Source organism: Rosettibacter primus, assembly GCF_036860675.1.
In the GTDB taxonomy this organism is placed as follows: Bacteria; Bacteroidota; Ignavibacteria; order Ignavibacteriales; family Melioribacteraceae; genus Rosettibacter; species Rosettibacter primus.
In genome coordinates, this window is the sequence record NZ_JAYKGK010000001.1 from 60,759 (window position 1) to 85,891 (window position 25,133).

Consider the following 25,133-nt stretch of genomic DNA (forward strand, 5'->3'; position numbering starts at 1 on the left):
TATTTAAAGTTAACAGTTACCAGTGAATAGTAAACAGTGAATAGAGAATTGTGGACAGTTAATGGATAGAAGAACTATAGATTTATTTATACAAATAATATTTTGATGACAATTTTTTGAACCATTTGATATCTTTATTCAAAAATTCTTTTATATCATCGAACCTGTATCTTTTAGAAAATTGGATACGAATTTTGTCTGTTCCAAGAACTCTATCGAACATTTTTATTCTTGTGGAGTCTGCAATGCTAAAAATTTTTTTATCAGGATAAAGTTTATTAAGGACTTCAAAAAAATAAAATTGAATTTGCATCAAATTAACCTTATCAAAATCGTAAATGTGAATTTGAACGCCATTCAAAATTTTATTCTGCCATTTACCATATAATGGTTTGTAACTAATTGGTCTAAAAATTACACCATTAAGTTTTAGTGAATTCATGTAAACTGCAAGTGTATCAGGATTAATCCACTCGGCAGCAAAAGTTTGAAATGGCAGTGTATAACTAATTCCAATAGAAATTTCATTTAATTCACCAAGAATTCCAGTTGCTACAAGATAAAAAGGAATTTTGCTGTCAGGAACATTTGCCGATGTTGGTACCCAGATTAATTTGGTATCATCGAATTTCATCCAACGATGCCAGCCCTTCATTTTAACTACTTTTAATTTACACTTCAAACCATTTGTAAGCATTTTTTCATTGTTAAGCATTAGAGCTAATTCACCGCATGTTAAACCATATACATAAGGAATTTTATATTTACTTACGAAAGAAGTAAAATTATCTTCAACTACATTACCTTCAATGCGCAGACCGCCGAGTGGATTTGGTCTATCAAGAACAACAAAATCAATATTATTTTCAGCTGCTGCTTCCATTGCAAGTCCAAGTGTAGAAATATATGTGTAAGAACGACATCCAATATCCTGAATATCATAGACCAATACATCAATATCTTTCAGCATTTCTGATGTGGGTTTTTGAGTTTTGCCATATAAAGAATAGTATTTAATTCCTGTTGTGCTGTCAAAAAAATCTTCTACAAATTCACCTGAACCTGCAACACCTTTAATACCATGTTCTGGACTGAAAACAGCAATTAGTTTAAAATTTTTTGCTTTTTTGAATAAATCAACAGTGGACTTTAAATTACTATTTACGCTTGTATGATTTGCAATCAATCCAACACGTTTACCATCGAGCAAAGAAAAATTATCTTTTTCGAGAATATCAATACCGAGTAAAACTTTAGGATTCTGAGAAAATACACTCAGGTTACAGATAAAAAAGTATAATGAAAATGCGAGAATAATTTTTAATGAATTTTTCATTATGATTTTAATAAACTCGTAATAATATTCAAATATAAATCGGTTGTTTTTTGAACTTCATCAAAAATCACCTGAACACTTTTATAAAATTCCGAAGCAATAGTTTGATTGTTTAACGATTTGCAATTTATTAATACATTCAAATATGCTGATTGAGCAGAAGATTTAATTAATGATACTGCAACACCGGCATCCGAAATTGAGTTTTTATTTCCTTTATCAATAATAATTTTTAATAAAGGCAAAATTGAACTGCAGTATTTAATAACTTCAGATGGAATTTCAGCTGCATGTAATGTAGCTTCTTCAATTTTTTTAGAACGAATCTCAATTTGTTCTTCATTTTCTTTTGGAAGTTTCATTGCTTCCATAACTTTGTTGAAAGCTTCGTTGTCTTTTTGAGCCAGCTCAAGAAATTTTTTTTGGTAATCTTCGAGTTTTTCTTTAAGTGAGATTATTTCACTTTCTACATCGGCATATTTTTTCTTTCCTATTGTCAGATTACAAACCATAATGCCAAGACTTGAAGCTAAAGCTCCACAAAATGCAGCAACATTTCCACCGCCTGGAGTAGGAGAACTTGAGGATAATTCTGCTAAGTATTCTAAAATAGTTTTTGATGCATTCATAAAATTTACCTTTATTTAGTTAATCATGTATTCAATAATTTTTTCTTCGGGTTTAAATTTATTCAAAGAATTTAATCCAAGATTTTCAATTGCCGCTTCAATTAATTTTGTTTCATCGGATTCTTTATTATTTGTATAAAATCTACCTGCTTCTAAGATTGCTTTTAATGGAACCAATCCTACAATTTCACTTCCGCAAACTTCTACACCAAGTTTGGCAGCTTCTTTTTTTACTTCTTCGTAAGCTGTATAAATTGGGGTAACAAGATAGTTTGTTAAATTCATTGAAACCTGAGTTATATTATATTTTTCAAGAAAAACTCCCATAGCTTTTACTTCTTTTAATCTTCCAGGAACTCTTACTGTTTTGCCATTAATTTTGATTATGTTCCCAAATTCATCACGCTTGGGATAACCGCTTTCACGCAGCAGTTCACTAATTTCTTTAGCAAATCTTATGTCGTTTGATTTAATATTAACATTATAAGCAATTAAAAAGAATCTTGCACCTGTTACAATTGCACCAAGTTTTGGATTAAAAATTGGTTCACCATAATCTGGTATCCATTCTGGATTTTTTAATTTTTCTTCAAGTCCCTCATATTCTCCCTGTCTGATATTAGAAAGACTTTTTCTTTCAGGTTTGCGAGCCGAATATTCATATAAATAAACTGGAACATTCAACTCACGAGAAATTATTTCAGCAAATTGTTCTGATATTTTTACACACTCTTCCATTGTAACATTTGAAACTGGAACAAATGGTACAACATCAATGGCTCCTATTCGTGGATGTTCTCCTTTATGGTAACGCATGTCTATGTTTTTTGCAGCTGCTTTGCAGACATTTATTGCACCATTAAGAATTCCGTTTTCGTTTCCTGCCATTGTTACAACAACTCGATTATAATCTGCATCAGGTTCAAGATTTAGTAATTTAACATCTGGAGTATCAGCAATTGCATTTCGAATTTCATTAAAAGTATTTTCATTTCTACCTTCGCTGAAATTTGGAACGCACTCAATGATTTTCATTTTGTCCTCAGGTTTTTTGATAAATTATTTCTCCTTTCTTAATAGTCATTAAAGTTAAATTTTGTCCAATATTATAAATAATATCTTTATAATCTTTAACATCAAAAATAGCAAAATCAGCTAGCTTATTAATTTCGATGCTACCTGTAATTTGGTCCATGCTGAGTGCTTTTGCAGCATTAATGGTTACAGAAGAAATAATTTCTTCTGCAGTCATTTTCATATAAATTGCTGCAAGACTCATAATCAAATGTAAATTTATGATATTTGAAGTTCCAGGATTATAATCAGTAGATAATGCTACAATTGCATTTTTATCAATTAAACTTCTTGCAGGGGCATAATTTGTGTTTGAGAAAAAAGATGCACCTGGCAATAAAACAGCAACAGTTTCACTTTCAGCTAAATCATTTATTTCATTTTCATTAATTACTTCAAGATGGTCTACAGATAATACTTTATGTTTAATTGCAAGTTGAATGCCTCCAATACTATTAAATTGATTTGTGTGAATTCTAATTTTGTAATTAAGCTTTTTTGCTTTTGAAATTATTAATTCAGTTTCTTTTAGATTGAAAGCCGAGCTTTCACAATAAATGTCAACAAATTCAGATAAATTATTTTTGATTATGTAGGGAAGTAACTCATCAGTTAACAAATTCAGGTAACCTTCGTGGTCGTTTTTATACTCTAAAGGAAATACATGAGCACCTAAAAATGTTGGGATAATATCAATCTTATAGAACTTTTTAAAATGATTAATTACCTGAAGTAATTTAATTTCATCATAATAACTTAATCCATAGCCGCTTTTAATTTCCAGAGTAGTAATACCTTGTGAAATAAAGTTATCAATTTTTGGCTGAAGCAAATTTATCAATTCATCATAAGATGAATTTCTAACTGACTGAACTGTAGAAATTATACCACCGCCATTTTGCAGAATTTCTTCATAGCTTGCACCTTTTAATCTTTGAAAAAATTCAATTGAACGAGAACCGGCAAATGCTGCATGTGTATGACATTCAACTAAACCTGGCAGAACAATTTTATCTTTTACATCAATTACTTCATCTGCAGAAATTTTATTAAGCGATGAGTTTGGAACTAAATCTTTAATAATTCCATTTTCAATTAGAATAGAATGGTTCGTTAAGACCGAGATGTTACTTAGTTCTTTTCCGCGCTTAAAATTTTTGCCATTTGTATCAACAGTTATAATTAGAGCAGGATTTTTTATTAATTTTCTCATAACATAATTTTTTCTTATTAGCATATTAAAAATAGACAATTCGAAACCTTAATTTCTAATCTTTTTGTTAAGACATTATTAATTTCGTATTTTTCGATACTAAAAATGCAAGGATTATCTAAAAATGCCATCAAAGTATAGAATTCTCTTTGCCACATCTGAAGTTGTTCCATTCATCAAAACTGGCGGTTTGGCGGATGTTTCTTCGGCACTACCTCAAAAATTACAGGAATTAGGTCATGATGTCAGACTTATTGTTCCTAAATATGGAGCAATTGATGAAAGAAAGTACAAAATTCATGAAGTAGTAAGATTAAAAGATATCAAGATTAATATTGGTGAAAAAGAAGTAATATTTTCTTTGAGGTCTTCATTTTTAATTGGTCCTAAAGTTAGAGTTCAGATTTATTTTCTTGATAATCCTGAATATTTTGGAAGTCGTCATAGTTTGTATTCAGACCCGCTTACAGGCGAAGATTATTCGGATAACGACGAAAGATTTATTTTATTTGCAAGAGCAGCTTTTGAACTTATTACAAAATTAGGCTGGACACCTGACATTATTCATTGTAACGACTGGCAATGTGGATTAATTCCTGCATATTTGAAAACAATGTACAAAAATGACCCGCAGTATGCTTCGGTTAAAACCCTATTCACAATTCATAACATGTCTTATCAAGGAATTTTTCCAAAAGAAGCTTTTGCAAAAACTTCCTTACCTGAAGAGCTTGCAAGTGAAAAGGGAGTATTTCATGAAGGGAAATTAAATTTTTTGAAAACGGGCTTGATGTTTGCAGATATGATAAATACGGTAAGTGAAACTTATGCAAAAGAATTATGCACAGAAAAAGAATTCAGTGCTGGATTACACGAAATTCTTGCTAAAAGAAAAAAAGATGTATACGGAATAATCAATGGAATTGATACTTCATTGTGGAATCCGCAGGTTGATAAAAAAATTCCCAAACAATATTCATTAAGAAATATTGACAGCAAAAAAGAAAATAAAAAAGCTTTGGCGGAGAATTTTAATTTTAAGTATGATGAAAATCTCCCAGTAATTGGCTTGATATCAAGATTAACAGAAGATAAGGGAATGGATTTACTTGAAGATGCTTTTACTCAATTAATGAATCTTGATATTCATCTCGTTTTGCTTGGAACTGGTGATAAAAAGTATAATAAATTTTTTATGAATATGGCTTCAAAATATTCTGATAAATTTTCATGTTTTATAGGATTTGATGAAGACCTTGCACATTTAATTGAAGCAGGCAGTGATATGTTTTTAATTCCTTCGAGATATGAACCATGCGGTTTGAATCAAATGTATAGTCTTGTTTATGGAACAGTTCCTATAGTTCATAAAACCGGAGGTCTTGCAGATACAATTCAACCATATAATGAAAAAAATGGTTCAGGTAATGGATTTGTCTTTGAAAAATATACTGCAGGTGCGATGATATCTGAAATTAAAAAAGCAATAAAAATATTTACCAATGATAAAGAAGCCTGGAAAACTTTGATGAAGAATGGAATGAAATCTGATTTTTCATGGTTAAATTCAGCTAAAAAATACATTGAACTTTACAAAAAACTCACCGAAAAAAACTAATGCTAAAGCCAGCTTTATTTTTAGATAGAGATGGAACAATAAATCACGATTCAGGATACATTAAAAATCCTGATGATGTTATATTGTTAAAGGGAGTAGCAGAGAATTTAAGGAAACTAAAAGAGCACTTTGGCTTTAAGATAATCGTAGTTTCAAATCAAGCCGGAGTATCAAAAGGATTAATGACAATTGAAGATGTTGAAGCTGTTAATAAGAAAATAAAAGAACTTCTTCAAAAAGAAGGTGTAACAATTGATGCAATTTATTATTGTCCATATCATCCAGAATATGATCCTCCAGAAAAAGCCAACTGCAGAAAACCATCCCCAGCTATGATTCTAAAAGCAGCCGAAGAACATGATATTGATTTAACTAAATCATTTATGATTGGCGACAGAGGTTCTGATGTCGAAGCAGGCATTAATGCAAATGTGAAAACAATTTTATTACGCACAACATTAAATGATGAAGAAATATCTAACTTGATTAATCAAGGTAAAAAGCCCAATTTTGTAGCCAACGATTTTTATGAAGTTAGCAATTATATATTTCAATCTTTTGCGGAGGAAAATTAATTGAAAAATTTTTTAGTAATATATAAACAAATTTCTCTTTTTATAATCCTGACAATATTATTAGCTGCCTGCAATAACGACCCTACCTCTGTTGGCTCTGAACTTTTACAGGATGTAAATAAAATCAAATTAAATGAATTCGATACACAAAAAGAAAATGTAAAATTAAGTTCAAATACATTTAGAAAAAAAATTACTCTTGGAGTTTCTGATATATTAATTCTTGGAAAAAACTCATATATAGAATCTTATATATTATTGAGTTTTCAAATTTATCTTGCTGATTCTCTTGTAACTAAAATCAAAGACAATAAACTTCAAATAGCAGAAACATGGATGGATATGAAAGTTAAATATTCTTTAGGAGAAAAAAATTTGCCATTTGATTTTACTGTCCATCAAGTAAGAAAACAGTGGGGCTCAGATGCATTTAATTATGACAGTTTGAAAATATTAGATTATGATGCTAATGATGTTTCTTACTCACGCAGCATTACTGATACACTGGTAAAATTTAATTTAGTCCCTAATGCTGTTTTTGAATGGCTTAAATATTCTGTTGACTCAACTATAGCTCCTAAAAATTATGGTTTACTTTTCAAACCAACATCCGCCACTCAAAGACTATTAGGATTTAAGGGTTATCAGCTTACAAATGATCCTGATGTGCCAACTTTATATATTGTTTTAGAACAGCCTTCTGTTTTCAAAGATACTATACTTGTTTCGCCATACATGGATATTCATGTTATAAATGGAACAGAAATTTATTCTCCTGATGATATTGTGCTCGAAGGAGGAATGGGGTATAAAGGTTATTTGTTTTTCGATTTATCAATGCTCCCTTCCAATATTGTAATTAGTAAAGCAACTTTAGAACTTAGTGTGGATTCATTAAAGAGTATTGATGGAAATCCCTCTTCAGATTCGATTGTTGTAAAGGTATTAAAAGACAGCGTAAGTAAAAGTTATACCTCAGATAGTTCTTATTATGCAATATTAAGTCGAAGCGGGAATGTATTTAGCGGCGATATTTCATGGATGGTTCAAAAATGGGTAAGCGGGAAGGAAGAAAATCATGGTCTGGAATTATCACTTGCAGATGAAAAATCTTCAGTAGCAAGAATCTGGATATCTGGTAGTAAACAATCAGAACTATTGCGTCCTAGATTAAAAATTTATTACTTAAAAAATAATTGAACACAATGAAAAAATTTAGAAAATATATTCTTCTAATTATCATCTTGCCTGATATAATTTTTGCTTCAGGTGGGTCAATTTATTCGAGATTTGGTCTTGGAGATTTTTATTATTCATATTCAGCTCGAAGAATGGGAATGGGAGAATTAGGGATAGCATCTATTGATTATGATTATCTTAACTTCCTGAACCCTGCAAGCTGGTCTAAATTAAGATTAACACGAGTAGAAACCGGAATAATTTATCACGGCAATAATATATCATCTAATTCCAATTCTGTTTTCTATTCACAAACAATTTTTACAGGTTTTTTGATTGGATTTCCAATAGACCATCAGTATGGAGTGAGCTTAACTGCAGGATTATTACCGTTCTCTAATGTTGATTATGATGTAACAACAGAAGAAAACAATGATTTGACAGGTTCATATAAACTTACTTACAGTGGGAAAGGTGGATTATCAAAAGCATTTATTGGTTTATCTTATAAACTTCCATTTGATTTTGCTTTAGGGGCTTCTTTCGATTATTATCTTGGAAAAATTACACATAAATCTTCGATTGAATTTAACAGTAGTTCAACTTATCGAGATGGTTCATTTTCTGATGAATATAGTTACAGTGGAATTGGTTTTACAGTTGGATTAATATCGAGCAACTTAGCACAATTAATTAAATTGAATGACACGAAGGATTTAAGAATCGGAATTACTTTCTCAAGCAAATCTACAATTGATGCTGATACAGTAAATAATTCAACAACAATTATTGGAACTCTGAGCAATTCCTCAGGAAAAATTACAACAAAACTGCCTTATAGATTTGGAGCTGGATTATCTTTGCAATTATCTGATTATCTTATCGTAGCTGATTATCTTTATCAACCATTTAATCAACTAACAAAAGACAATAAACATATAAATGAACTTAAGAATTTGCAGAAATTAAGTTTGGGTGTAGAATATCGCAAATCAGAACTCAGGTCACACTCATACTGGGAACAGGTAAAGTTAAGAGGAGGTTTAAGTTACGAAAAAACACAGTATCATATTAACAATAAGAGTATTGATATGATTGCTGTTTACACAGGTTTTTCATTACCACTTGGTTTAGAAAGCACAATTGATATCGCTTTTCAATTTGGAAAAAGAGGAACTACAGCAAATAATTTACTAAAAGAAAACATTTATAAATTTTCTATTACATTAAGTCTTGGCGAAATTTGGTTTATTAGACAAGAAAGATGAAAAAATATAGGAGATTCAAAATTGAAAAAAGTAAAATATTTAGCAGCACTTTTATTAATTAATGTTACTTCAATGTTTGCCCAGAATGATGTAATGGCAAACTTCTCATTATTTTATGAGTATCATAAAAATAAAGATTATGTTAGTGCAGAACCATATGGGTGGAAAGTAATTAATAGCGACCCAACAAATTTTATTAAGTTCAAGTTATTTCCAAAAATGGAAGAGACATTATGGTATCTGCATGACAGTGCAAAAGTATCTGATGAACAGAAAAAAAAGCTAAATGACACGATTCTTTATTTTTATGATAAGGCAATTCAATATGAACCTCAGCTTGAAGGTTATTATTTAGCTCGTAAAGCTTATGTAAAAGAAGTGTGGATAAATGATAAAGCAGAAAATATTATTCCATTATATGAGCAAGCAATTGAAAAAGACCCGAATCTCCCTGCATTTTATAAAGATAGATTAGGACTTTTATACTTAGCTAATGCTTCTGAGTCAAACGATTATAAGCTAAAAGCACTGGATTTATATTCAAAATTATCTGAGGCTGAACCTGATAATCCAATCTGGATTCAAAAGCTTGAATCAATTGCAGAAAATATTAATGAACTTGTAGAAATAACAAAGAAGTCATGGGACTTAGATAAAGATAATCTTGAAAAAGCCTGGAAATATGCAGCTACATGTATACGTGCACAGGAGTATGAAAAAGCAATAGAACCATTGGAATTTTTAACTACAAAGGCTCCTGATGTCATTAATTACTGGAAACAATTAGCAAGTGTGTATGATAAATTAGAACAAAATGATAAAGCAATAAAAGCTTACAGAAAATTAATTGACCTTCAGCCTGATGGAAAAGAAAATTATGTGAATCTTGCTCTTATTTACAAGAAAATGGATCAACTTTCTGTATCAAGATCATTCTTACAAAAAGCAATGAGTATTGACCCCAATTGGGATTATCCTGTATTAATCGAAGCTCAGTTATATGAACAGGCAGCTCGTGGTTGTGAATTTGATTTCATGGCCAAATGTGTTTATTTACTTGCAGTAAATACTTACAGAAAAGCTGCATCTATGAATGGACAATATTCAACTATAGCAGCTGAAAGAGTAAAAGCACTTCAAAATTCAATTCCTACAAAAGAAGATTATTTCTTCAGGAAATTAAAATCAGGTGACACAATAAAAATAGAAGGCGACTGCTATTCCTGGATAGGGAAAAGCGTACAGGTTCCATAATTATTCAAAGGAAATTTTATGTTACAATATTTGAATCAGGACCCACAAATACTTGAGATAGTAAAATTAGAAATTAATCGTCAAGCATATAATCTTGAATTAATAGCCTCTGAAAATTTTGTGAGTCTGGCAGTATTAAGTGCAGCTGGTTCCGTTCTAACAAATAAATATGCAGAAGGTTATCCAGGCAAAAGATATTACGGCGGATGCGAATTCGTTGACATGGCAGAAAACCTTGCTCGTGAGAGACTGAAAAAATTGTTCGGTGCTGAATATGTGAATGTTCAGCCTCATAGCGGTTCACAAGCAAATATGGCTGTTTATATGGCATTACTCAAACCTGGTGATAAAATTTTAGGCTTAAGTCTTGACCACGGTGGACACTTAACGCATGGTTCACTAGTTAATTTTTCAGGACAAATTTACCATTCAATTCCATACACCCTAAGCAAGGAAACCAAACTGCTAGATTATAATTTAATTGAAGATATAGCCAAAAAAGAAAAACCCAAATTAATTATAACCGGTGCAAGCGCATATTCAAGGGATTGGGATTATGCTAAGTTTAGAGAAATTGCTGATAAGGTTGGAGCATTTTTAATGTGCGATATGGCACACCCAGCTGGTTTAATCGCAAAAGGTTTATTAAATAATCCATTGCCATATTGTGACATTGTAACATCAACAACTCATAAAACATTACGCGGTCCTCGTGGTGGAGTAATTTTAATTGGAAAGGATAAAGAAAATCCTCTCGGTATAAAAACGCCAAAAGGTGACAGATTAAAAATGATGTCAGAAGTAATTGATGGAATTGTTATGCCCGGGATTCAGGGTGGACCTTTAATGCACATTATTATGGCAAAAGCTGTAGCATTTGGAGAAGCTCTGCAGGATTCTTTTACTGATTATGCAAAACAAATAATTAAAAATGCAAAAACACTTGCAGAAGAATTAACTAATCTTGGGTACAATGTGGTTTCTGGTGGAACAGATAATCATTTGATGTTAATTGACCTTTCAAACAAAGATATAAGCGGTAAGAAAGCAGAAACTGCATTGGGTCTCGCAGGAATTACAGTCAATAAAAATATGATTCCATTTGACACAAAGAGTCCTTTTGTTACAAGTGGAATTAGAATTGGCACTCCAGCTGTTACAACAAGAGGAATGAAAGAAAGTGAAATGAAATTAATTGCATCTTTTATTGATAGAGCAATTAAAAATGTTGATAACGAACAACAATTAAATTCTATTAAAAAAGAAGTAGCAGAATTGTGTTCAAAATTTCCATTGTATCCAGAGTTACAAATAAATTAAGTGTTGTGTGAGTAAAGAAGAAAAATTACTTACCGAAGAAAACCAATCTGAAGAAGTTGAAATGACTTTCCTCGAGCATCTCGAGGAATTAAGATGGAGAATTATTAATTCTTTAATTGGCATTGTTGTAGGAACTATTGTTGCTTGGATTTTCATTGATTTTTTTGTTGACAAAGTTTTACTTCTTCCTGCAAAAGAAGCAAATATTAAACTTCAGAATCTGAAACCTTTTGGACAAATTTTCCTTTATTTTGAAGTTGCAATTATTATAGGTTTAATCCTGAGCTTCCCAAATGTTGTTTATCAAATCTGGAAGTTTATTTCTCCTGCATTAAAAGAAAAAGAAAAAAAATATATTACTTCAATAGTAATATTTACAACATTCTGTTTTATCTGCGGTGTAATTTTTGCTTACTTTGTAATGCTTCCACTCGCATTAAAGTTTGCTGCACAATTTGGTTCACCATCAATCGAAAACAATTTTGCAATTAATGAATACTTCTCAATTGTGCTGAGTGTGATTTTAGGCGCAGGATTGGTCTTTGAATTACCAATGCTTTCATTTTTCTTAACAAAGATTGGAATTCTAAATCCAGGTTTTATGAAAAAATATCGACGTCATGCAATTGTAGCAATTATGATTCTTGCTGCAATATTAACACCAGGAACTGACCCGGTTTCTCAGGTAATACTTGCCATACCATTGGTTTTCTTATATGAAATAAGTATTTTAGTTTCAAAAATTTTCCAGAAAAAAAATTGAATCTAAATTCGCTTTCAAAAATTACACAAGTCATCGAACCTGAATTAGAAGAATTTAATAAGCTATTTCGAAATTCAATTAAATCAAAAATTGGAATTGTTGATTTAATTACCCGCTATTTGCTTAAACAAAAGGGGAAAAAGATAAGACCAATTCTTGTGCTTTTATCCAGTAAAATTTCAGGTGGTATAAATGAAAGAAGTTATAGAGGGGCAGGATTAGTTGAGCTTCTTCATACTGCAACTCTTGTTCATGATGATGTGGTGGATAATGCAGAAACAAGAAGATATTTCCCATCAATTAATGCAATTTGGAAAAATAAAATCGCAGTTTTGATGGGAGATTACTTACTGGCTAAAGGTTTGATGCTTGCAATTGATTCAAAAGATTTTGACTTTCTTGAAGTAATTACACAAACTGTGAGAAGAATGTCTGAAGGAGAACTTCTTCAAATAAGTAAAACAAGAAAACTTGACAACGATGAAGAAACATATTTTAAGATAATTTCAGACAAAACTGCTTCACTTATATCAACATGCTGTGAAATTGGGGCACGTGCAGCAACTGAAGATAAATTAAAAATTGAAGCACTAAAACAATTTGGTGAAAATCTTGGTATAGCATTTCAAATTCGTGATGATATTCTTGATTATGTTGGTAAGTCAAAATTAATTGGTAAACCTCTCGGCGGAGACATTCGAGAAAAAAAACTAACATTACCTTTGATTCATGCATTGAGTAAATCTAATAATTTTGAATCAGATAAAATTTTAAAGATAATAAAGAAAGGCGGAAAAAAATTAGATATACATGATGTTATCGAATTTGTTAAAAAATACGATGGAATCGATTATTCTGAAAAAGTTTCAAAAGAATATGCTCAGAAAGCAATTAACTCACTTGAAATATTTGAATCCTCCGAGGCAAAAGAATCTTTAATTAATCTTGTAGAGTTTGTAGTTAATAGAAAAAATTAGTTTTCATCCCTGTCGAAAAAAAATTTTTTATATTAATTGAACTTTGTGAGATAAAATATCATTTGTTATCTTTAGATACTTAAATTAGATAATTATACTGCGTATCCAATTAAATAATATGGTTAAATGAAAAGAGCAATTCTCGATTATACTCTAAAAATCAGGTTACCAATAACATTATTTATTATTGTACTAAGTTTCATTTTAACTTACTACATATCAAGACCAGAGCGAGATGGACTTGGATATTCACCTGAACAGCCAATTAAATTTTCTCATAAACTTCATGCAGGTGATATGGCAATTGACTGTGAATATTGTCACATCGGCGTTGAAAAATCACGCAATGCATTAATACCTTCTGTAAATGTGTGCATGAACTGTCATACAGTAGCAAGAAAAGATAGGCCAGAGATTATTAAGCTGACGAATTATTATAATAACGGTAAATTAATTCCCTGGAGAAGAATACATAAAGTTCCTGACTATGCATACTTTAACCATAGTGTTCATGTGAATAAAGGAATAAAATGCGAAAGCTGTCACGGTGATGTAAAAAATATGGAAGTAATTTCTCAGGTGAGACAATTTACAATGGCTGCATGTCTTGATTGTCATAGAAATCCTCACGATAATTTGCCTTATCTTAAAAACGTTCAAAAAGGTCCAGAAAATTGTTTTGCATGTCATAGATAATTTAGAGGAATTATGGCTAATAAATATTCAAGAAAAAAGTTTTTTATAATCACTGGTATAGCAACAATTGGAGTTATGTTAAGCCAGATTATTCCATTAAAAAACCATAATAAAAAAAACAATAAAAAACTTAGTATTAAAATTAATCCTCTCGCAATTAAAAGAAATAATAAGGTTTAATTATGGATGACCACTTATTGAATTTTAATAGCAACATGTCAAAAAATAATAATGAAAGGATGAAAGAAAAATTAGTTAGTGGTTCGGATGAATTTCCTGAAAGTGTAAAAGAAGATTTTGATTTATTTAAACTTTCTAAAGTATCTCGTAGAAAATTTTTAGCATTATTGTCTGCATCAACTGCTTTTGCAACTGCTGCCTGCTCTGATTATCGAGACAAAGGTGAAATAGTTCCATACAATAAACGTCCAGAAGAAATTTTACCAGGAATACCAAATTATTATGCTTCTACTTGTTCATATTGCTCTAATGCATGTGGAATATTAATTAAAACAAGAGAAGGAAGACCAATCAAAATTGATGGGAATCCAGATCATCCGATAAATAAAGGAAAAATTTGTGCAAAAGGCCAGGCAAGCATATTGAATTTATATGACCCGGAAAGATTGAGAGAGCCATTAAAGAAAAATAAAAAACTAAACTGGGAATCCATTGACAAAGAAATCATAGGTGTTCTAAAAAATTCTATCAGGAATAACAAAAAAGTTGCAATTATAACAAATACAATAATTTCACCAACTGCTAAAAAAGTTCTTGAAGAGTTTAAGAAAAAATACATCAACACAATAATAATTTCATATGATTTATTTAATGATAATCAAAGAAGAAACGCGTGGCTTAAAAGTTACGGCACACATGAATACCCCTCTATAAAATGGAATGAAGCTGAAGTAGTATTAAGTATAGACTCTGACTTTTTAGGCAATGAAGGAAATTTTATTGAAAACACAATTAAGTTTACTTCAAAACGCGATGTCATTAAAAGCCTTAATTACAATAGACTATATGCAGCTGAAAGCCGAATGACAATTACAGGTATGATGGCTGATTACAGATTGCGAATCTCACCTCATCGACAATTTGAATTTGTGATGAGCTTGATAAATGAATTAATTAAATATGGTTCAGCCATTAATTTAGATAAAACTGCTATAAAAAAATTTCAAAATTACTCGATTAATAATTTCAACATTCACCAAGAAAAATTAAACAATCTCATAAATGATTTGAATAATAATAGAGGTAAATCAATTGTTTATGCAGGAGAAACTTTACCAGAAGATGTTCATATTGCTGTTAATTTATTAAATGAAATTCTGGGTAATAATAAACTTTATGATTATTCCATATCATTTAAAAAACAATATGAAAATTCTACTCAGGAAGAAATTCTTCAGTTAATTGATTTAATGAATAGCGGTGAAGTTGATGTAGTAATTCATTTTGATTCAAATCCTGTATTTCATTTCCCAAAAGATTTTGGTTATGACGAATCAATAAAAAAAGTTAAAACAGTTATTTCGTTAACAGAAAGTCATAACGAAACTTCTTCTTTAAGTAATTACATTTTGCCAATAAATAATCAATTAGAAAGCTGGGGAGATGCAAATGCAAGAAACGGAATTTATAGTTTAATGCAGCCAGTTATTTCACCAATTTTTAATACAAGACAAAAAGAAGCTGTTCTTCTTAACTGGATTTATGAAAATGAAATTTACGATGATAAAATTTATCATAATTATTTAATGAAAAATTTTGAAGCTGAAATTTATAGTAAACTAAAAACATCAGTTGATTTTAAAACATTCTGGTATTCTGCTTTGCATGATGGTGTTGTATTAATTAGCGAAGAAAATAAAATACCTCAATTTAAAACAGAATCAATTAATTATATAAAGAATGAAGTTATAAAAAGTGATTATGTGGTTCATCTTACTCAAAATTATTTTATAGGCGATGGTAAATTTTCGAACAATGGCTGGCTTCAGGAATTACCTCACCCTGTCACAAAAGTAACATGGGATAATTACGCAGCCATATCTAAAAAGACAGCTAGTAAATTAAATCTTGAAATGAATGATTTAGTAGAAATAGAAGTTGAAAATAGAAAATTAGTTTTGCCTGTATTTATTCAGCCTGGAATGAACGACGATACAATTCATATTGAATTAGGATACGGAAGAAAAGTAGTTGGAGAAGTAGGTAAAGATGTTGGATTTAATGCAGTTAATTTAATGTCAAAAAACTTTACTGGTTCACCATTTATTTATACTAATGCTAAAATAAAAAAATCAAATGGTAAACATATCTTAGCAGCCACACAGGAACACCATTCTTTAGATGATAAATTTGTTAAAGATTTTCATAGAATTAGAAAAATAATTCAGGAAGGAACGATAGTTAAGTATCAAAAAGAACCTCATTTCTTACATAAAGAAAAACATGACTTATTCAGCATTACAAGGGAACACAAATTTTCTGGTGTTAAGTGGGCAATGGCTATTGATTTAAATAAATGTACTGCATGTAATGCATGTGTAGCTTCATGTAATGTTGAAAATAATATTCCAGTAGTTGGTAAAGATCAGGTTGAAAGAAGCAGAGAAATGCAATGGATTAGAATTGATCGGTATTATTCAGGAACAGAAGAAGAACCAATTGTAAGCAATCAACCGATGTTGTGTCAGCATTGTGACAATGCACCTTGTGAAAATGTTTGTCCAGTAAGTGCAACAAATCATAGTCCTGATGGATTAAATCAAATGGTCTATAATAGATGTGTCGGAACGAGGTATTGTTCAAATAACTGTCCATACAAAGTAAGAAGATTTAATTTCTATAATTTTAGAGACCATTTTCAAAACGCATATTACGAAAATGAATTAACATCACTTGTTAATAATCCAGAAGTTACAGTGCGTTCAAGAGGAGTGATGGAAAAATGTACTTTTTGTATTCAAAGAATTATGGAAGCTCGTTCTAATGCAATTAAAGAAGGAAGAGAAATTAAAGGGAATGATGTTGTTACAGCGTGTCAACAGGCATGTCCTTCTAATGCAATCATTTTTGGTGATATGAATGACCCTGATTCTGAAATATCTAAACTTCGAAATCATAATTTATCCTACTATGTACTGGAAGAATTAAATATCAAACCTAATGTTACTTACATAGCAAAATTAAGAAACATCCATTCGGAGGAAATTGAGTGAGTGCATTTGATTATACACAGGAATTATCAGTAATTGAAGGTAAACCAGCTTTGCGAGAGCTGGATGATTTAATATCAAAACCTCTTGAGACTAAACCTGACAGAAAATTTTATATTGCTCTCTCAATTACTTTATCAATGCTTGCTTTATTTGTTGTTGGATTGGGATTAACATTTTATTATGGTATTGGAACATGGGGAAACAATACACCTGTGGGCTGGGGATTTGGAATTGTAAATTTTGTTTTTTGGGTTGGTATTGGGCACGCAGGGACTTTAATATCTGCAATATTATTTTTATTTAGGCAGAAATGGAGAACTGGAATAGCACGATTTGCAGAAGGCATGACAATATTCGCAGTTATGACAGCTGCAATATTCCCACTAATTCATACAGGTCGTCCATGGTTGGCTGGATACTTGTTCCCATATCCTAATCAACATTCAATCTGGGTAAATTTTATGTCACCACTTTTGTGGGATGTTTTTGCGGTTTCAACCTATTTTACAGTTTCTTTAATTTTCTGGTATGTTGGATTGATACCGGATTTTGCGACACTTCGAGAAAGAACATCGAATAAAATTAAAAAAATTATTTACTCTATTTTTAGTTTGGGTTGGCGTTTTTCTAATAGACATTGGCAGCACTATGAAATGGTTTATTTGATTCTTGCTGGTTTTGCTACTCCGCTGGTTCTATCTGTTCATACAATTGTTAGTTTTGATTTTGCAGTTTCAATTATGCCAGGATGGCATACGACAATATTCCCTCCATACTTTGTTGCTGGAGCTGTATTTTCTGGTTTTGCAATGGTTCAAAATGTATTGATTTTTATAAGAAAAATATTCAACTATGAAAAAATTATAACTATTGATACACTTGAAAAAATGAATAAGATAATTCTTGTTACTGGTTCAATGGTTGGCTATGCTTATTCAATGGAATTTTTTATTGCTTGGTATAGTGGAATTCAAGCTGAACAATTTACTTTTATAAATAGAGCTTTCGGTCCTTATGCATGGGCTTACTGGATAATGGTAACATGCAATGTCTTATCACCACAATTATTCTGGTTCAAAAAAATTAGAAGGTCTATCCCTGTAATGTTTATTATTGCAGTTCTTGTTAATGTTGGAATGTGGTTTGAAAGATTCGTAATTGTTGTTACTTCACTATCACGTGATTATTTACAATCAAGCTGGGGACATTTTACTCCAACAATTGTCGATTTTATGATTTTAATTGGAAGCTTTGGATTTTTCTTTACATGGATACTTTTATTTACTAAAGCGTTGCCAGTTGTATCAATTGCAGAAGTCAAAGCAGTTGTAGAAGGTTCTCAACCATCTCATCATAATATTGAGTAATTAAGGATTTTATAAATGAAAGAGAAGATTTTATATGGATATGCAGGAATATTTAATACTGCTGATGATGTAATCATTGCAGCAAAAAAAGTAAAAGCAAATGGATATGAAAAATTTGATGTCCATACTCCATATCCAATCCATGGTATGCCTAAAGCAATGAATTTGAAGCCTTCAAAGCTTGGTTATTTTGCACTAATATTTGGTCTTACAGGAGCTTTATCAGCATTGTTGTTAACTTATTGGATATCAGCTTATGACTATCCGCTGATAATTGGTGGCAAACCATTTTTTTCATTTCCAGCTTATATTCCTGTAATATTTGAAGTTACAGTACTATCTGCATCAATTGCTACAGTTATTACAATGCTTTTTATTTTCTTTAAATTCCCTTATAATGCACATCCACTTAATGATACTAATTATATGAAAAAAGTTTCTTCGGATAAATATGGAATTGTAATCTTATCTGAAGATGAGAAATTTGAAGAAAATTCTGTAGAAAAATTTTTCAAAGAAGCCGGTGCTATTGAAATATTTCCTATCTATTTTGACATTGAAGAATTAAAAGCTAATCCTAAAATTCTTGAACCGAAATTTCTATTATTTCTTTTACTTTCAGGAATTATTACCTCAGGAGTAACATATTTTACATTGAATAAATTATTGTATATGGTTCCATTTAACTGGATGATGGAACAACATAAATTAAATCCACAGCAGAAGTCATCATTTTTTGGTGATGGATTTGGAATGCGAATGCCAGTTGAAGGAACTGTTGCAAGAAATTATTTACCATATGCTTATAAAAATCAACCGGAAGAAGCAGGAAAATATCTTGTTAATCCTTTGCCAGTTACTAAATCAATCTTAGAATTAGGGCAAAAAAAGTATGATACATTTTGCAGCCCGTGTCATGGTTATCATGGAGAGGGGGATAGCAGATTAAGAGGACAATTTCCAAATCCACCATCTTTACATTCTGAAAAAGTTCGAACATGGTCAGATGGAAGAATTTTTCATGTAATTACTGAAGGACAAAATATTATGCCGCCTTATTCATCTCAATTAACTGTTGATGAAAGGTGGGCAGTGATCCATTATATCAGAGTATTACAAAGGTCATTAAATGCTAAGGAGACAGATTTGCAATGAGTTCAAATACCGAATTGCAATATCAAAAAAAGAAATTACCATCTAAAGTTTTCAATATTGGAATATTCTTAATGGCTATTGGCTTATTGGGAATAATTTTGAGCTATTACGAAAATCCACTGAGAAGTTCTTATAATAATATTATCTTATTTCTATTTTTAGCAAGTATTGGAGTTGGTTCTTTATTTTTAATTAGCATAGAATATCTTTCGGGAGCTGTATGGAGTGTTCCATTTAGAAGAATACCAGAATTTCTTTCAAGCATATTAATCTTTTTGCCAATTATTGTATTGCCACTTCTATTTAATATGAATAATATTTTTCATTGGTTGCATCCAGAAGTTCTCAAAGTTGATGAATTATTAAAAAGTAAAGCTCCATATCTCAATGTTCAATTTTTTATTATCCGTGTAATTATTTTTTTGTTAATCTGGATTCTCTTTTATTTAATATTATTTAAAAATTCTATTAAGCAAGATTATACAAAAGAACAAATATTAACTAAAAATAATATAAAATTCTCTGCAGCTTTTATGCCTTTTTTTGCTATTACAATAACATTTACAGCTATTGATTGGTTAATGAGTCTAGAACCTCACTGGTATTCTACAATATTTGGAGTTTATTATTTTGCAGGAACTGTTCTTGCGGCACTTTCAGCAGGCACTATTGCTATAGTTTTATTAAATGAAAATGGATATTTGATTGAAGGATTAAAAGAAGACCATTATTATAGTTTAGGTGCATTGTTATTTGCATTTGTAAACTTCTGGGCATACATAGCATTTTCTCAATATTTACTAATCTGGTATGCAAATCTGCCCGAAGAAACAATCTGGTTTTTGAATAGATGGGAAGGCAACTGGAAATTTATTAGCATCGGGTTAATTTTTGTTCACTTTATTGTTCCATATTTTGGATTACTATCTCAACCGTCAAAAATGAATCCTAAGAGATTGTTGTTTATGGCAGGCTGGATTTTATTTGCTCATTATTATGATTTGTATTGGTTATCAATTCCAAATTATAGTAAAGTTAGTTTTGTATTTAGCTGGAATGAAATTGCATTTATATTATTTGCAATTGGAATTTTAATTACAGTAATCTATAAACTATCAAATAAATATAATTTAATACCAGTAGGTGACCCCAAACTTAAACGAGGAATAGATTTCAGATTATAGCTATGGAAAAAAAATATAAAATTGAAGAAGAAATAAATTTCAAAGAATTATTAAAATCACCAATTAGATTATTTGGTTGGATATTTCCAATTTATTTATTGTTGATATTAATCCTTGGGATTTATTTTGCTCTACATTTAAATAGAATCTCATTTAATGAAAAAACTATTGGCATAACTGATACAACTAACATCAAAAAGGATATAGTTGAAAAGAAGGGAATGATAATTACTCCTGTAGATTTTGAATCAATAAAAAATCCAACAAAAGAAATGTTATCAAAAGGGAAAGAATTGTATGATATAAATTGTAAATCGTGTCATGGTGAACAAGGAATGGGGGATGGACCTGCTGGATTATCAATGAATCCGAAACCCAGAAATTTACATTCAAAGGAAGGCTGGACAAATGGAAGAACTATTGATGCAATGTATAAAACACTTCACGAAGGTATTATAAAAAATGGTATGCCGGCATTTGAATATATAAATCCAAATGACAGATTTAATATTATTCTTTACATAAGAACTCTTGCTGATTTTCCAGAAATTACAAACAATCAACTTAATGAACTAAAATTAACTTATAAATTAGACCAGAACTTAATTTTACCTAATCAAATTCCTGTTGAGAAAGCTGAGATGTTAATTGCAAATGAAAATAAAATTTTCATTGATAAGTTAAGTAAAATGAAGGGATTGTTGATAACTTCGGATGAATTAGGAGCAAGGCTTATAAAAGATAACTCTTATGACATCGAAAAAGTTTTATATACCTTCATAACATTAAAAGAAAGAACTTTTGATTTATATATTAAAATAGTTACACAGGAACCACTTTTAATTGGGTACAAACCATCTATTGTGAGATTAGACAGGGAAAAATTACAGCTGATTTATGATTATTTAAATAAAATTAACTCTTAAATAGATATATGATAATAATTAGAAAAAAATATTTAATTGCTTTATTTGCAATAAGTTATTTAATCTGTTTAAATTATTCTATAGCGCAAAGAAATAAGGAAGTAGGAATTGATGAAAAATTAGGAAGAATATTGCCACCTAATTTGACTTTTGTAACCTCAGATAATGATACAGTTTCTATAGGAGAAATTATTGATAAGCCAGTATTACTTGCTCCCGTTTATTATGAATGCCCAGGAATATGTAATCCACTTCAAAACGAATTAGCATGGATAATTGATAAATTAGATTTAATTCCAGGTGAAGATTATAAAGTTATTTCATTGAGTTTTGATTATCGTGAAAGTCCTTCTCTTGCTGCAAAGTGGAAAAAGAATTTCTTGCTGTCAATGAAAAGAAAAATTAATGAAAATGACTGGATATTTTTGACAGGAGACAGCATTAATGTTTATTCATTTACAGATACAATTGGATTTTATTTCAAAAAAAATAGTGCTAATCAGCTTATTCATCCAAGTGTATTAATTGCAATTTCACCTGATAGAAAGATAACAAGATATATTTTAGGACCAACATTTAATCCTTTTGACATTAAAATGGCATTAATTGAAGCTAAAGCAAATAAAACGGCACCAACAGTTACAAAAGTACTCGAGTTTTGTTACAGTTATGATCCGGAGAGTAAGAAATATACTTTTAACATATTAAAAATAATTGGCTCAATAATGCTCTTTGGAATAGGAATTTTTATAATATTTTTATTGTTAAGAAGTAAACCGAAGAAAATGGAGTAATTCAAATGGCAAATGGAACAATTGCTCTGAATGAGAAAAATTTTTATGAAGTAAGCACAAATAAATATACTGGAATTTTGTCGTGGTTATTAACCACAGACCATAAAAGAATTGGGTTGATGTATCTTGTTTCGATAATGTTTTTCTTTTTAGTTGGTGTCATCCTTGGTGTTTTAATGCGACTTGAATTATTAACCCCAGGAAGAACAATCATGAGTGCGCAGGAATATAATTCATTATTTACACTTCACGGAGTAATAATGATTTTTTTATTTATTATCCCAGGTATTCCTGCAGCATTTGGGAATTTTTTTCTTCCCATTCAAATTGGAGCAAGAGATGTTGCATTCCCAAGACTAAATTTATTGTCATATTACTTTTATGTTGCTGGTGCAATTTTAGCTTTAATTTCACTTTTTCTTCCCGGTGGACCAATTGATACTGGATGGACATTTTATATTCCATACAGTGTAAGAACAACATCTAATGTTTCTTTAGCAATCTTTGCTGCATTTGTTCTTGGATTTTCATCAATATTAACAGGAATTAATTTTGTTACAACAGTTCATCGTCTAAGAGCTCCTGGGATGACATTTTTTAAGATGCCTTTGTTTGTCTGGGCAACTTATGCAACAGCCTGGATTCAAATTATTGCAACTCCTGTTGTGGGTATAACTATTTTACTGGTAATTATTGAAAGAGCATTTGGTGTTGGAATTTTTGACCCTGCACTTGGAGGAGATCCAATTTTATATCAACATCTTTTCTGGATTTATTCTCATCCTGCTGTTTACATTATGATATTGCCAGCTATGGGCGTTGTATCAGAAATTATTCCCACTTTTGCAAGAAGAACTATATTTGGCTACAAAGCTATTGCAATGTCAAGTCTTGCTATTGCATTTATTGGTTATCTTGTTTGGGCTCATCATATGTTTACAAGTGGAATGAGCGATACAGCAAGATGGATATTTTCTTTATTGACTTTTTTGGTCGCTATCCCCAGTGGTGTTAAAGTATTTAATTGGGTTGCTACTTTATACAAAGGTTCAATTGACCTGCAACCACCATTACTTTGGGTTATGACATTTATTTTTCTTTTTTCAATTGGTGGATTAACTGGATTAGTTTTGGGTTCTTTAGCTACGGATGTTCATCTACATGATACTTATTTTGTTGTAGCACATTTTCACTATGTAATGTTTGGTGGAACCGGAACAATTTTCTTTGCAGCAATTCACTATTGGTTCCCTAAAATGTTTGGGAGAATGTATAATAAAAAACTTTCAAAGATTACAATTATATTTTTCTTTGTCGGCTTTAATATGTTGTATTTTACAAAATTTATCATGGGTTATATGGGAATGCCAAGGAGATACTATGATTATCTTCCACAATTTGCAGGATTACAGGAAATATCAACTATTGGTTCATGGATTTTAGCAAGTTCTATATTCTTTATGTTTGGTTATTTGATTTATGCATTATTTAAAGGTCCAAAAGCTTCTGCTAATCCTTGGGGCGGTGTTACATTAGAATGGCAAATTCCTTCTCCACCTCCAGTTGAAAATTTTAAAGAGATTCCAGTAATTACTCATGAACCGTATGATTTCAGTCAATTGAAGGAGATTAATAATGAACCATGATGAAAATGCAATGGCAATTTCTCAACATCATGTGCATGTGGATAAAGTTGGTGCCAAAATGGGAATGTGGCTTTTTCTGTTTACTGAGGTTTTGCTTTTTGGTGGAATGTTTTTAGCTTATGCAGTTTATCGTTACCAATACTCTGAGCAATTTCATATTGCAGCGATGGAACTTAATACAACAATTGGAACAATTAATACAATTATTCTTCTTACAAGCAGCTTAACTATGGCTCTTTCAATTGCATTTATTGAAAGAAATCAAAAATCTTTATCAATAATTTTTCTTTCATTAACAATTTTTTTGGCATTAGTCTTTTTAGTTAATAAATATTTTGAGTGGTCTGCAAAATTTGAACACGGTATTTATCCACGTTCTGAAGAATTGCTAAATCGTCCAAGTGGACAGATATTATTTTTTGGTCTTTATTATGTTATGACTGGATTGCATGCGTTGCATGTTATTATTGGGATTATAGTTCTTTCTTTTATGCTAATATTTTTATTGAAAAATAAAATAACATCAGAAAATTATAACAAATTGGAAAACTCAGGTTTATATTGGCACCTGGTAGATTTAATATGGATTTTTCTTTTCCCATTATTTTATTTAATTCAGTGAGGTTTAATTCAAAATGGATAAACAGCATCATAAAATTGAAATAAGTACTTATATAATTGTATGGCTTTCATTACTTGCTTTTACATCAATAACTGTTACTATAGCAGGCATTAGTTTGGGTAAATATACTTTATTTATTGCTTTATTAATTGCTGCCATAAAATCTGCTCTTGTCATAAATATTTTTATGCATATCAAATTTGATGAACCAATATTCAAAGCATTCTTGGCACTTAGTAGTGCTACTTTAATTATAATATTTGTGTTGACATTTTTTGATATTATATATCGTTGAGGTAAAGAT

General features: G+C 30.4%; 23 protein-coding genes. 19 read left to right on the forward strand and 4 right to left on the reverse strand.

Going from position 1 to position 25,133, the window contains the following annotated elements; all coding sequences use genetic code 11:
* Positions 1 to 82: 82 nt before the first annotated feature.
* Genes VJY32_RS00260 through hutI form a run of 4 tightly spaced genes read right to left on the reverse strand, consistent with a single transcriptional unit; the run spans position 83 to position 4,252 of the window.
* Complete coding sequence (locus tag VJY32_RS00260) at positions 83 to 1,336, reverse strand: exo-beta-N-acetylmuramidase NamZ family protein (RefSeq protein ID WP_353675867.1); 1,254 nt, start codon at positions 1,334 to 1,336, stop codon at positions 83 to 85.
* Positions 1,336 to 1,965, reverse strand: a complete 630-nt coding sequence (locus VJY32_RS00265) for a cyclodeaminase/cyclohydrolase family protein (RefSeq protein WP_353675868.1) — start codon at positions 1,963 to 1,965, stop codon at positions 1,336 to 1,338. Before VJY32_RS00265 ends, VJY32_RS00260 begins: the two co-directional genes overlap by 1 nt.
* A 15-nt stretch (positions 1,966 to 1,980) precedes the next feature.
* Complete coding sequence (ftcD, locus tag VJY32_RS00270) at positions 1,981 to 3,000, reverse strand: glutamate formimidoyltransferase (RefSeq protein WP_353675869.1); 1,020 nt, start codon at positions 2,998 to 3,000, stop codon at positions 1,981 to 1,983.
* A gap of 7 nt (positions 3,001 to 3,007) precedes the next feature.
* The gene (hutI, locus tag VJY32_RS00275) at positions 3,008 to 4,252 is read right to left on the reverse strand and encodes an imidazolonepropionase (RefSeq protein ID WP_353675870.1); all 1,245 of its coding nucleotides are present in this window, start codon (positions 4,250 to 4,252) and stop codon (positions 3,008 to 3,010) included.
* Between the two features lie 124 nt (positions 4,253 to 4,376).
* On the opposite strand from hutI, the gene glgA reads away from it, so the two are divergent.
* The 19 genes from glgA to VJY32_RS00370 all read left to right on the forward strand — a co-directional run bounded on the left by glgA (position 4,377) and on the right by VJY32_RS00370 (position 25,124).
* Positions 4,377 to 5,870 carry a glycogen synthase GlgA gene (gene glgA, locus VJY32_RS00280; RefSeq protein ID WP_353675871.1) on the forward strand — a complete coding sequence of 498 codons (1,494 nt, stop codon included), beginning with the start codon at positions 4,377 to 4,379 and terminating at the stop codon, positions 5,868 to 5,870.
* Positions 5,870 to 6,445 carry a D-glycero-alpha-D-manno-heptose-1,7-bisphosphate 7-phosphatase gene (locus VJY32_RS00285; protein WP_353675872.1) on the forward strand — a complete coding sequence of 192 codons (576 nt, stop codon included), beginning with the start codon at positions 5,870 to 5,872 and terminating at the stop codon, positions 6,443 to 6,445. The genes glgA and VJY32_RS00285 overlap by 1 nt, the downstream gene beginning before the upstream one ends.
* The gene (locus VJY32_RS00290; RefSeq protein WP_353675873.1) at positions 6,446 to 7,645 is read left to right on the forward strand and encodes a DNRLRE domain-containing protein; all 1,200 of its coding nucleotides are present in this window, start codon (positions 6,446 to 6,448) and stop codon (positions 7,643 to 7,645) included.
* Positions 7,646 to 7,650: 5 nt separating this feature from the next.
* A complete protein-coding gene (gene bamG, locus VJY32_RS00295; protein ID WP_353675874.1) occupies positions 7,651 to 8,892 on the forward strand; it encodes a BamG family beta-barrel-assembly machinery protein in 1,242 nt (413 codons plus the stop codon).
* Positions 8,893 to 8,913: 21 nt separating this feature from the next.
* Positions 8,914 to 10,146: a tetratricopeptide repeat protein gene (locus VJY32_RS00300; RefSeq protein WP_353675875.1), complete on the forward strand. Its 1,233-nt coding sequence runs from the start codon at positions 8,914 to 8,916 to the stop codon at positions 10,144 to 10,146.
* 18 nt (positions 10,147 to 10,164) lie between these two features.
* The gene (gene glyA / locus VJY32_RS00305; RefSeq protein WP_353675876.1) at positions 10,165 to 11,466 is read left to right on the forward strand and encodes a serine hydroxymethyltransferase; all 1,302 of its coding nucleotides are present in this window, start codon (positions 10,165 to 10,167) and stop codon (positions 11,464 to 11,466) included.
* Positions 11,467 to 11,473: 7 nt separating this feature from the next.
* The gene (tatC, locus tag VJY32_RS00310) at positions 11,474 to 12,229 is read left to right on the forward strand and encodes a twin-arginine translocase subunit TatC (RefSeq protein ID WP_353675877.1); all 756 of its coding nucleotides are present in this window, start codon (positions 11,474 to 11,476) and stop codon (positions 12,227 to 12,229) included.
* Complete coding sequence (locus VJY32_RS00315) at positions 12,226 to 13,206, forward strand: polyprenyl synthetase family protein (protein WP_353675878.1); 981 nt, start codon at positions 12,226 to 12,228, stop codon at positions 13,204 to 13,206. The genes tatC and VJY32_RS00315 overlap by 4 nt, the downstream gene beginning before the upstream one ends.
* A 126-nt stretch (positions 13,207 to 13,332) precedes the next feature.
* Positions 13,333 to 13,902 (forward strand): cytochrome c3 family protein, encoded by a 570-nt coding sequence (locus tag VJY32_RS00320; protein ID WP_353675879.1) that lies wholly within the window; start codon positions 13,333 to 13,335, stop codon positions 13,900 to 13,902.
* A 12-nt stretch (positions 13,903 to 13,914) separates the two neighbouring features.
* Positions 13,915 to 14,082, forward strand: coding sequence for a hypothetical protein (locus tag VJY32_RS00325; protein ID WP_353675880.1), 168 nt, complete (start codon positions 13,915 to 13,917; stop codon positions 14,080 to 14,082).
* Between the two features lie 2 nt (positions 14,083 to 14,084).
* A complete protein-coding gene (locus VJY32_RS00330) occupies positions 14,085 to 17,135 on the forward strand; it encodes a 4Fe-4S dicluster domain-containing protein (RefSeq protein WP_353675881.1) in 3,051 nt (1,016 codons plus the stop codon).
* Complete coding sequence (gene nrfD / locus VJY32_RS00335) at positions 17,132 to 18,502, forward strand: NrfD/PsrC family molybdoenzyme membrane anchor subunit (protein ID WP_353675882.1); 1,371 nt, start codon at positions 17,132 to 17,134, stop codon at positions 18,500 to 18,502. Before VJY32_RS00330 ends, nrfD begins: the two co-directional genes overlap by 4 nt.
* Before the next feature lie 15 nt (positions 18,503 to 18,517).
* On the forward strand, positions 18,518 to 19,657 hold the full coding sequence (locus VJY32_RS00340; protein WP_353675883.1) for a quinol:electron acceptor oxidoreductase subunit ActD: 1,140 nt from the start codon (positions 18,518 to 18,520) through the stop codon (positions 19,655 to 19,657).
* A complete protein-coding gene (locus tag VJY32_RS00345; RefSeq protein WP_353675884.1) occupies positions 19,654 to 20,841 on the forward strand; it encodes a quinol:cytochrome C oxidoreductase in 1,188 nt (395 codons plus the stop codon). The genes VJY32_RS00340 and VJY32_RS00345 overlap by 4 nt, the downstream gene beginning before the upstream one ends.
* 2 nt (positions 20,842 to 20,843) lie before the next feature.
* Positions 20,844 to 21,767 carry a c-type cytochrome gene (locus VJY32_RS00350; RefSeq protein ID WP_353675885.1) on the forward strand — a complete coding sequence of 308 codons (924 nt, stop codon included), beginning with the start codon at positions 20,844 to 20,846 and terminating at the stop codon, positions 21,765 to 21,767.
* A gap of 8 nt (positions 21,768 to 21,775) precedes the next feature.
* Complete coding sequence (locus VJY32_RS00355; RefSeq protein ID WP_353675886.1) at positions 21,776 to 22,561, forward strand: SCO family protein; 786 nt, start codon at positions 21,776 to 21,778, stop codon at positions 22,559 to 22,561.
* 5 nt (positions 22,562 to 22,566) lie between these two features.
* Positions 22,567 to 24,207 (forward strand): cytochrome c oxidase subunit I, encoded by a 1,641-nt coding sequence (gene ctaD, locus VJY32_RS00360; protein ID WP_353675887.1) that lies wholly within the window; start codon positions 22,567 to 22,569, stop codon positions 24,205 to 24,207.
* On the forward strand, positions 24,197 to 24,829 hold the full coding sequence (locus VJY32_RS00365) for a cytochrome c oxidase subunit 3 family protein (protein WP_353675888.1): 633 nt from the start codon (positions 24,197 to 24,199) through the stop codon (positions 24,827 to 24,829). The genes ctaD and VJY32_RS00365 overlap by 11 nt, the downstream gene beginning before the upstream one ends.
* Before the next feature lie 13 nt (positions 24,830 to 24,842).
* Positions 24,843 to 25,124, forward strand: a complete 282-nt coding sequence (locus VJY32_RS00370; RefSeq protein ID WP_353675889.1) for a cytochrome C oxidase subunit IV family protein — start codon at positions 24,843 to 24,845, stop codon at positions 25,122 to 25,124.
* The last annotated feature ends 9 nt before the right edge of the window (positions 25,125 to 25,133 follow it).

What these genes read in the sequence shown, in the direction of transcription:
- VJY32_RS00365 (WP_353675888.1), top strand. Translation starts at nt 24,197, where the DNA reads ATGAACCATGATGAAAATGCAATGGCAATTTCTCAACATCATGTGCAT.
- VJY32_RS00325 (WP_353675880.1), top strand. Translation starts at nt 13,915, where the DNA reads ATGGCTAATAAATATTCAAGAAAAAAGTTTTTTATAATCACTGGTATA.
- VJY32_RS00285 (WP_353675872.1), top strand. Translation starts at nt 5,870, where the DNA reads ATGCTAAAGCCAGCTTTATTTTTAGATAGAGATGGAACAATAAATCAC.
- VJY32_RS00355 (WP_353675886.1), top strand. Translation starts at nt 21,776, where the DNA reads ATGATAATAATTAGAAAAAAATATTTAATTGCTTTATTTGCAATAAGT.
- VJY32_RS00350 (WP_353675885.1), top strand. Translation starts at nt 20,844, where the DNA reads ATGGAAAAAAAATATAAAATTGAAGAAGAAATAAATTTCAAAGAATTA.
- ftcD (WP_353675869.1), bottom strand. Translation starts at nt 3,000, where the DNA reads ATGAAAATCATTGAGTGCGTTCCAAATTTCAGCGAAGGTAGAAATGAA.
- glgA (WP_353675871.1), top strand. Translation starts at nt 4,377, where the DNA reads ATGCCATCAAAGTATAGAATTCTCTTTGCCACATCTGAAGTTGTTCCA.
- VJY32_RS00330 (WP_353675881.1), top strand. Translation starts at nt 14,085, where the DNA reads ATGGATGACCACTTATTGAATTTTAATAGCAACATGTCAAAAAATAAT.
- VJY32_RS00370 (WP_353675889.1), top strand. Translation starts at nt 24,843, where the DNA reads ATGGATAAACAGCATCATAAAATTGAAATAAGTACTTATATAATTGTA.
- ctaD (WP_353675887.1), top strand. Translation starts at nt 22,567, where the DNA reads ATGGCAAATGGAACAATTGCTCTGAATGAGAAAAATTTTTATGAAGTA.
- VJY32_RS00345 (WP_353675884.1), top strand. Translation starts at nt 19,654, where the DNA reads ATGAGTTCAAATACCGAATTGCAATATCAAAAAAAGAAATTACCATCT.
- bamG (WP_353675874.1), top strand. Translation starts at nt 7,651, where the DNA reads ATGAAAAAATTTAGAAAATATATTCTTCTAATTATCATCTTGCCTGAT.
- glyA (WP_353675876.1), top strand. Translation starts at nt 10,165, where the DNA reads ATGTTACAATATTTGAATCAGGACCCACAAATACTTGAGATAGTAAAA.
- VJY32_RS00265 (WP_353675868.1), bottom strand. Translation starts at nt 1,965, where the DNA reads ATGAATGCATCAAAAACTATTTTAGAATACTTAGCAGAATTATCCTCA.
- VJY32_RS00260 (WP_353675867.1), bottom strand. Translation starts at nt 1,336, where the DNA reads ATGAAAAATTCATTAAAAATTATTCTCGCATTTTCATTATACTTTTTT.
- VJY32_RS00320 (WP_353675879.1), top strand. Translation starts at nt 13,333, where the DNA reads ATGAAAAGAGCAATTCTCGATTATACTCTAAAAATCAGGTTACCAATA.
- hutI (WP_353675870.1), bottom strand. Translation starts at nt 4,252, where the DNA reads ATGAGAAAATTAATAAAAAATCCTGCTCTAATTATAACTGTTGATACA.
- VJY32_RS00340 (WP_353675883.1), top strand. Translation starts at nt 18,518, where the DNA reads ATGAAAGAGAAGATTTTATATGGATATGCAGGAATATTTAATACTGCT.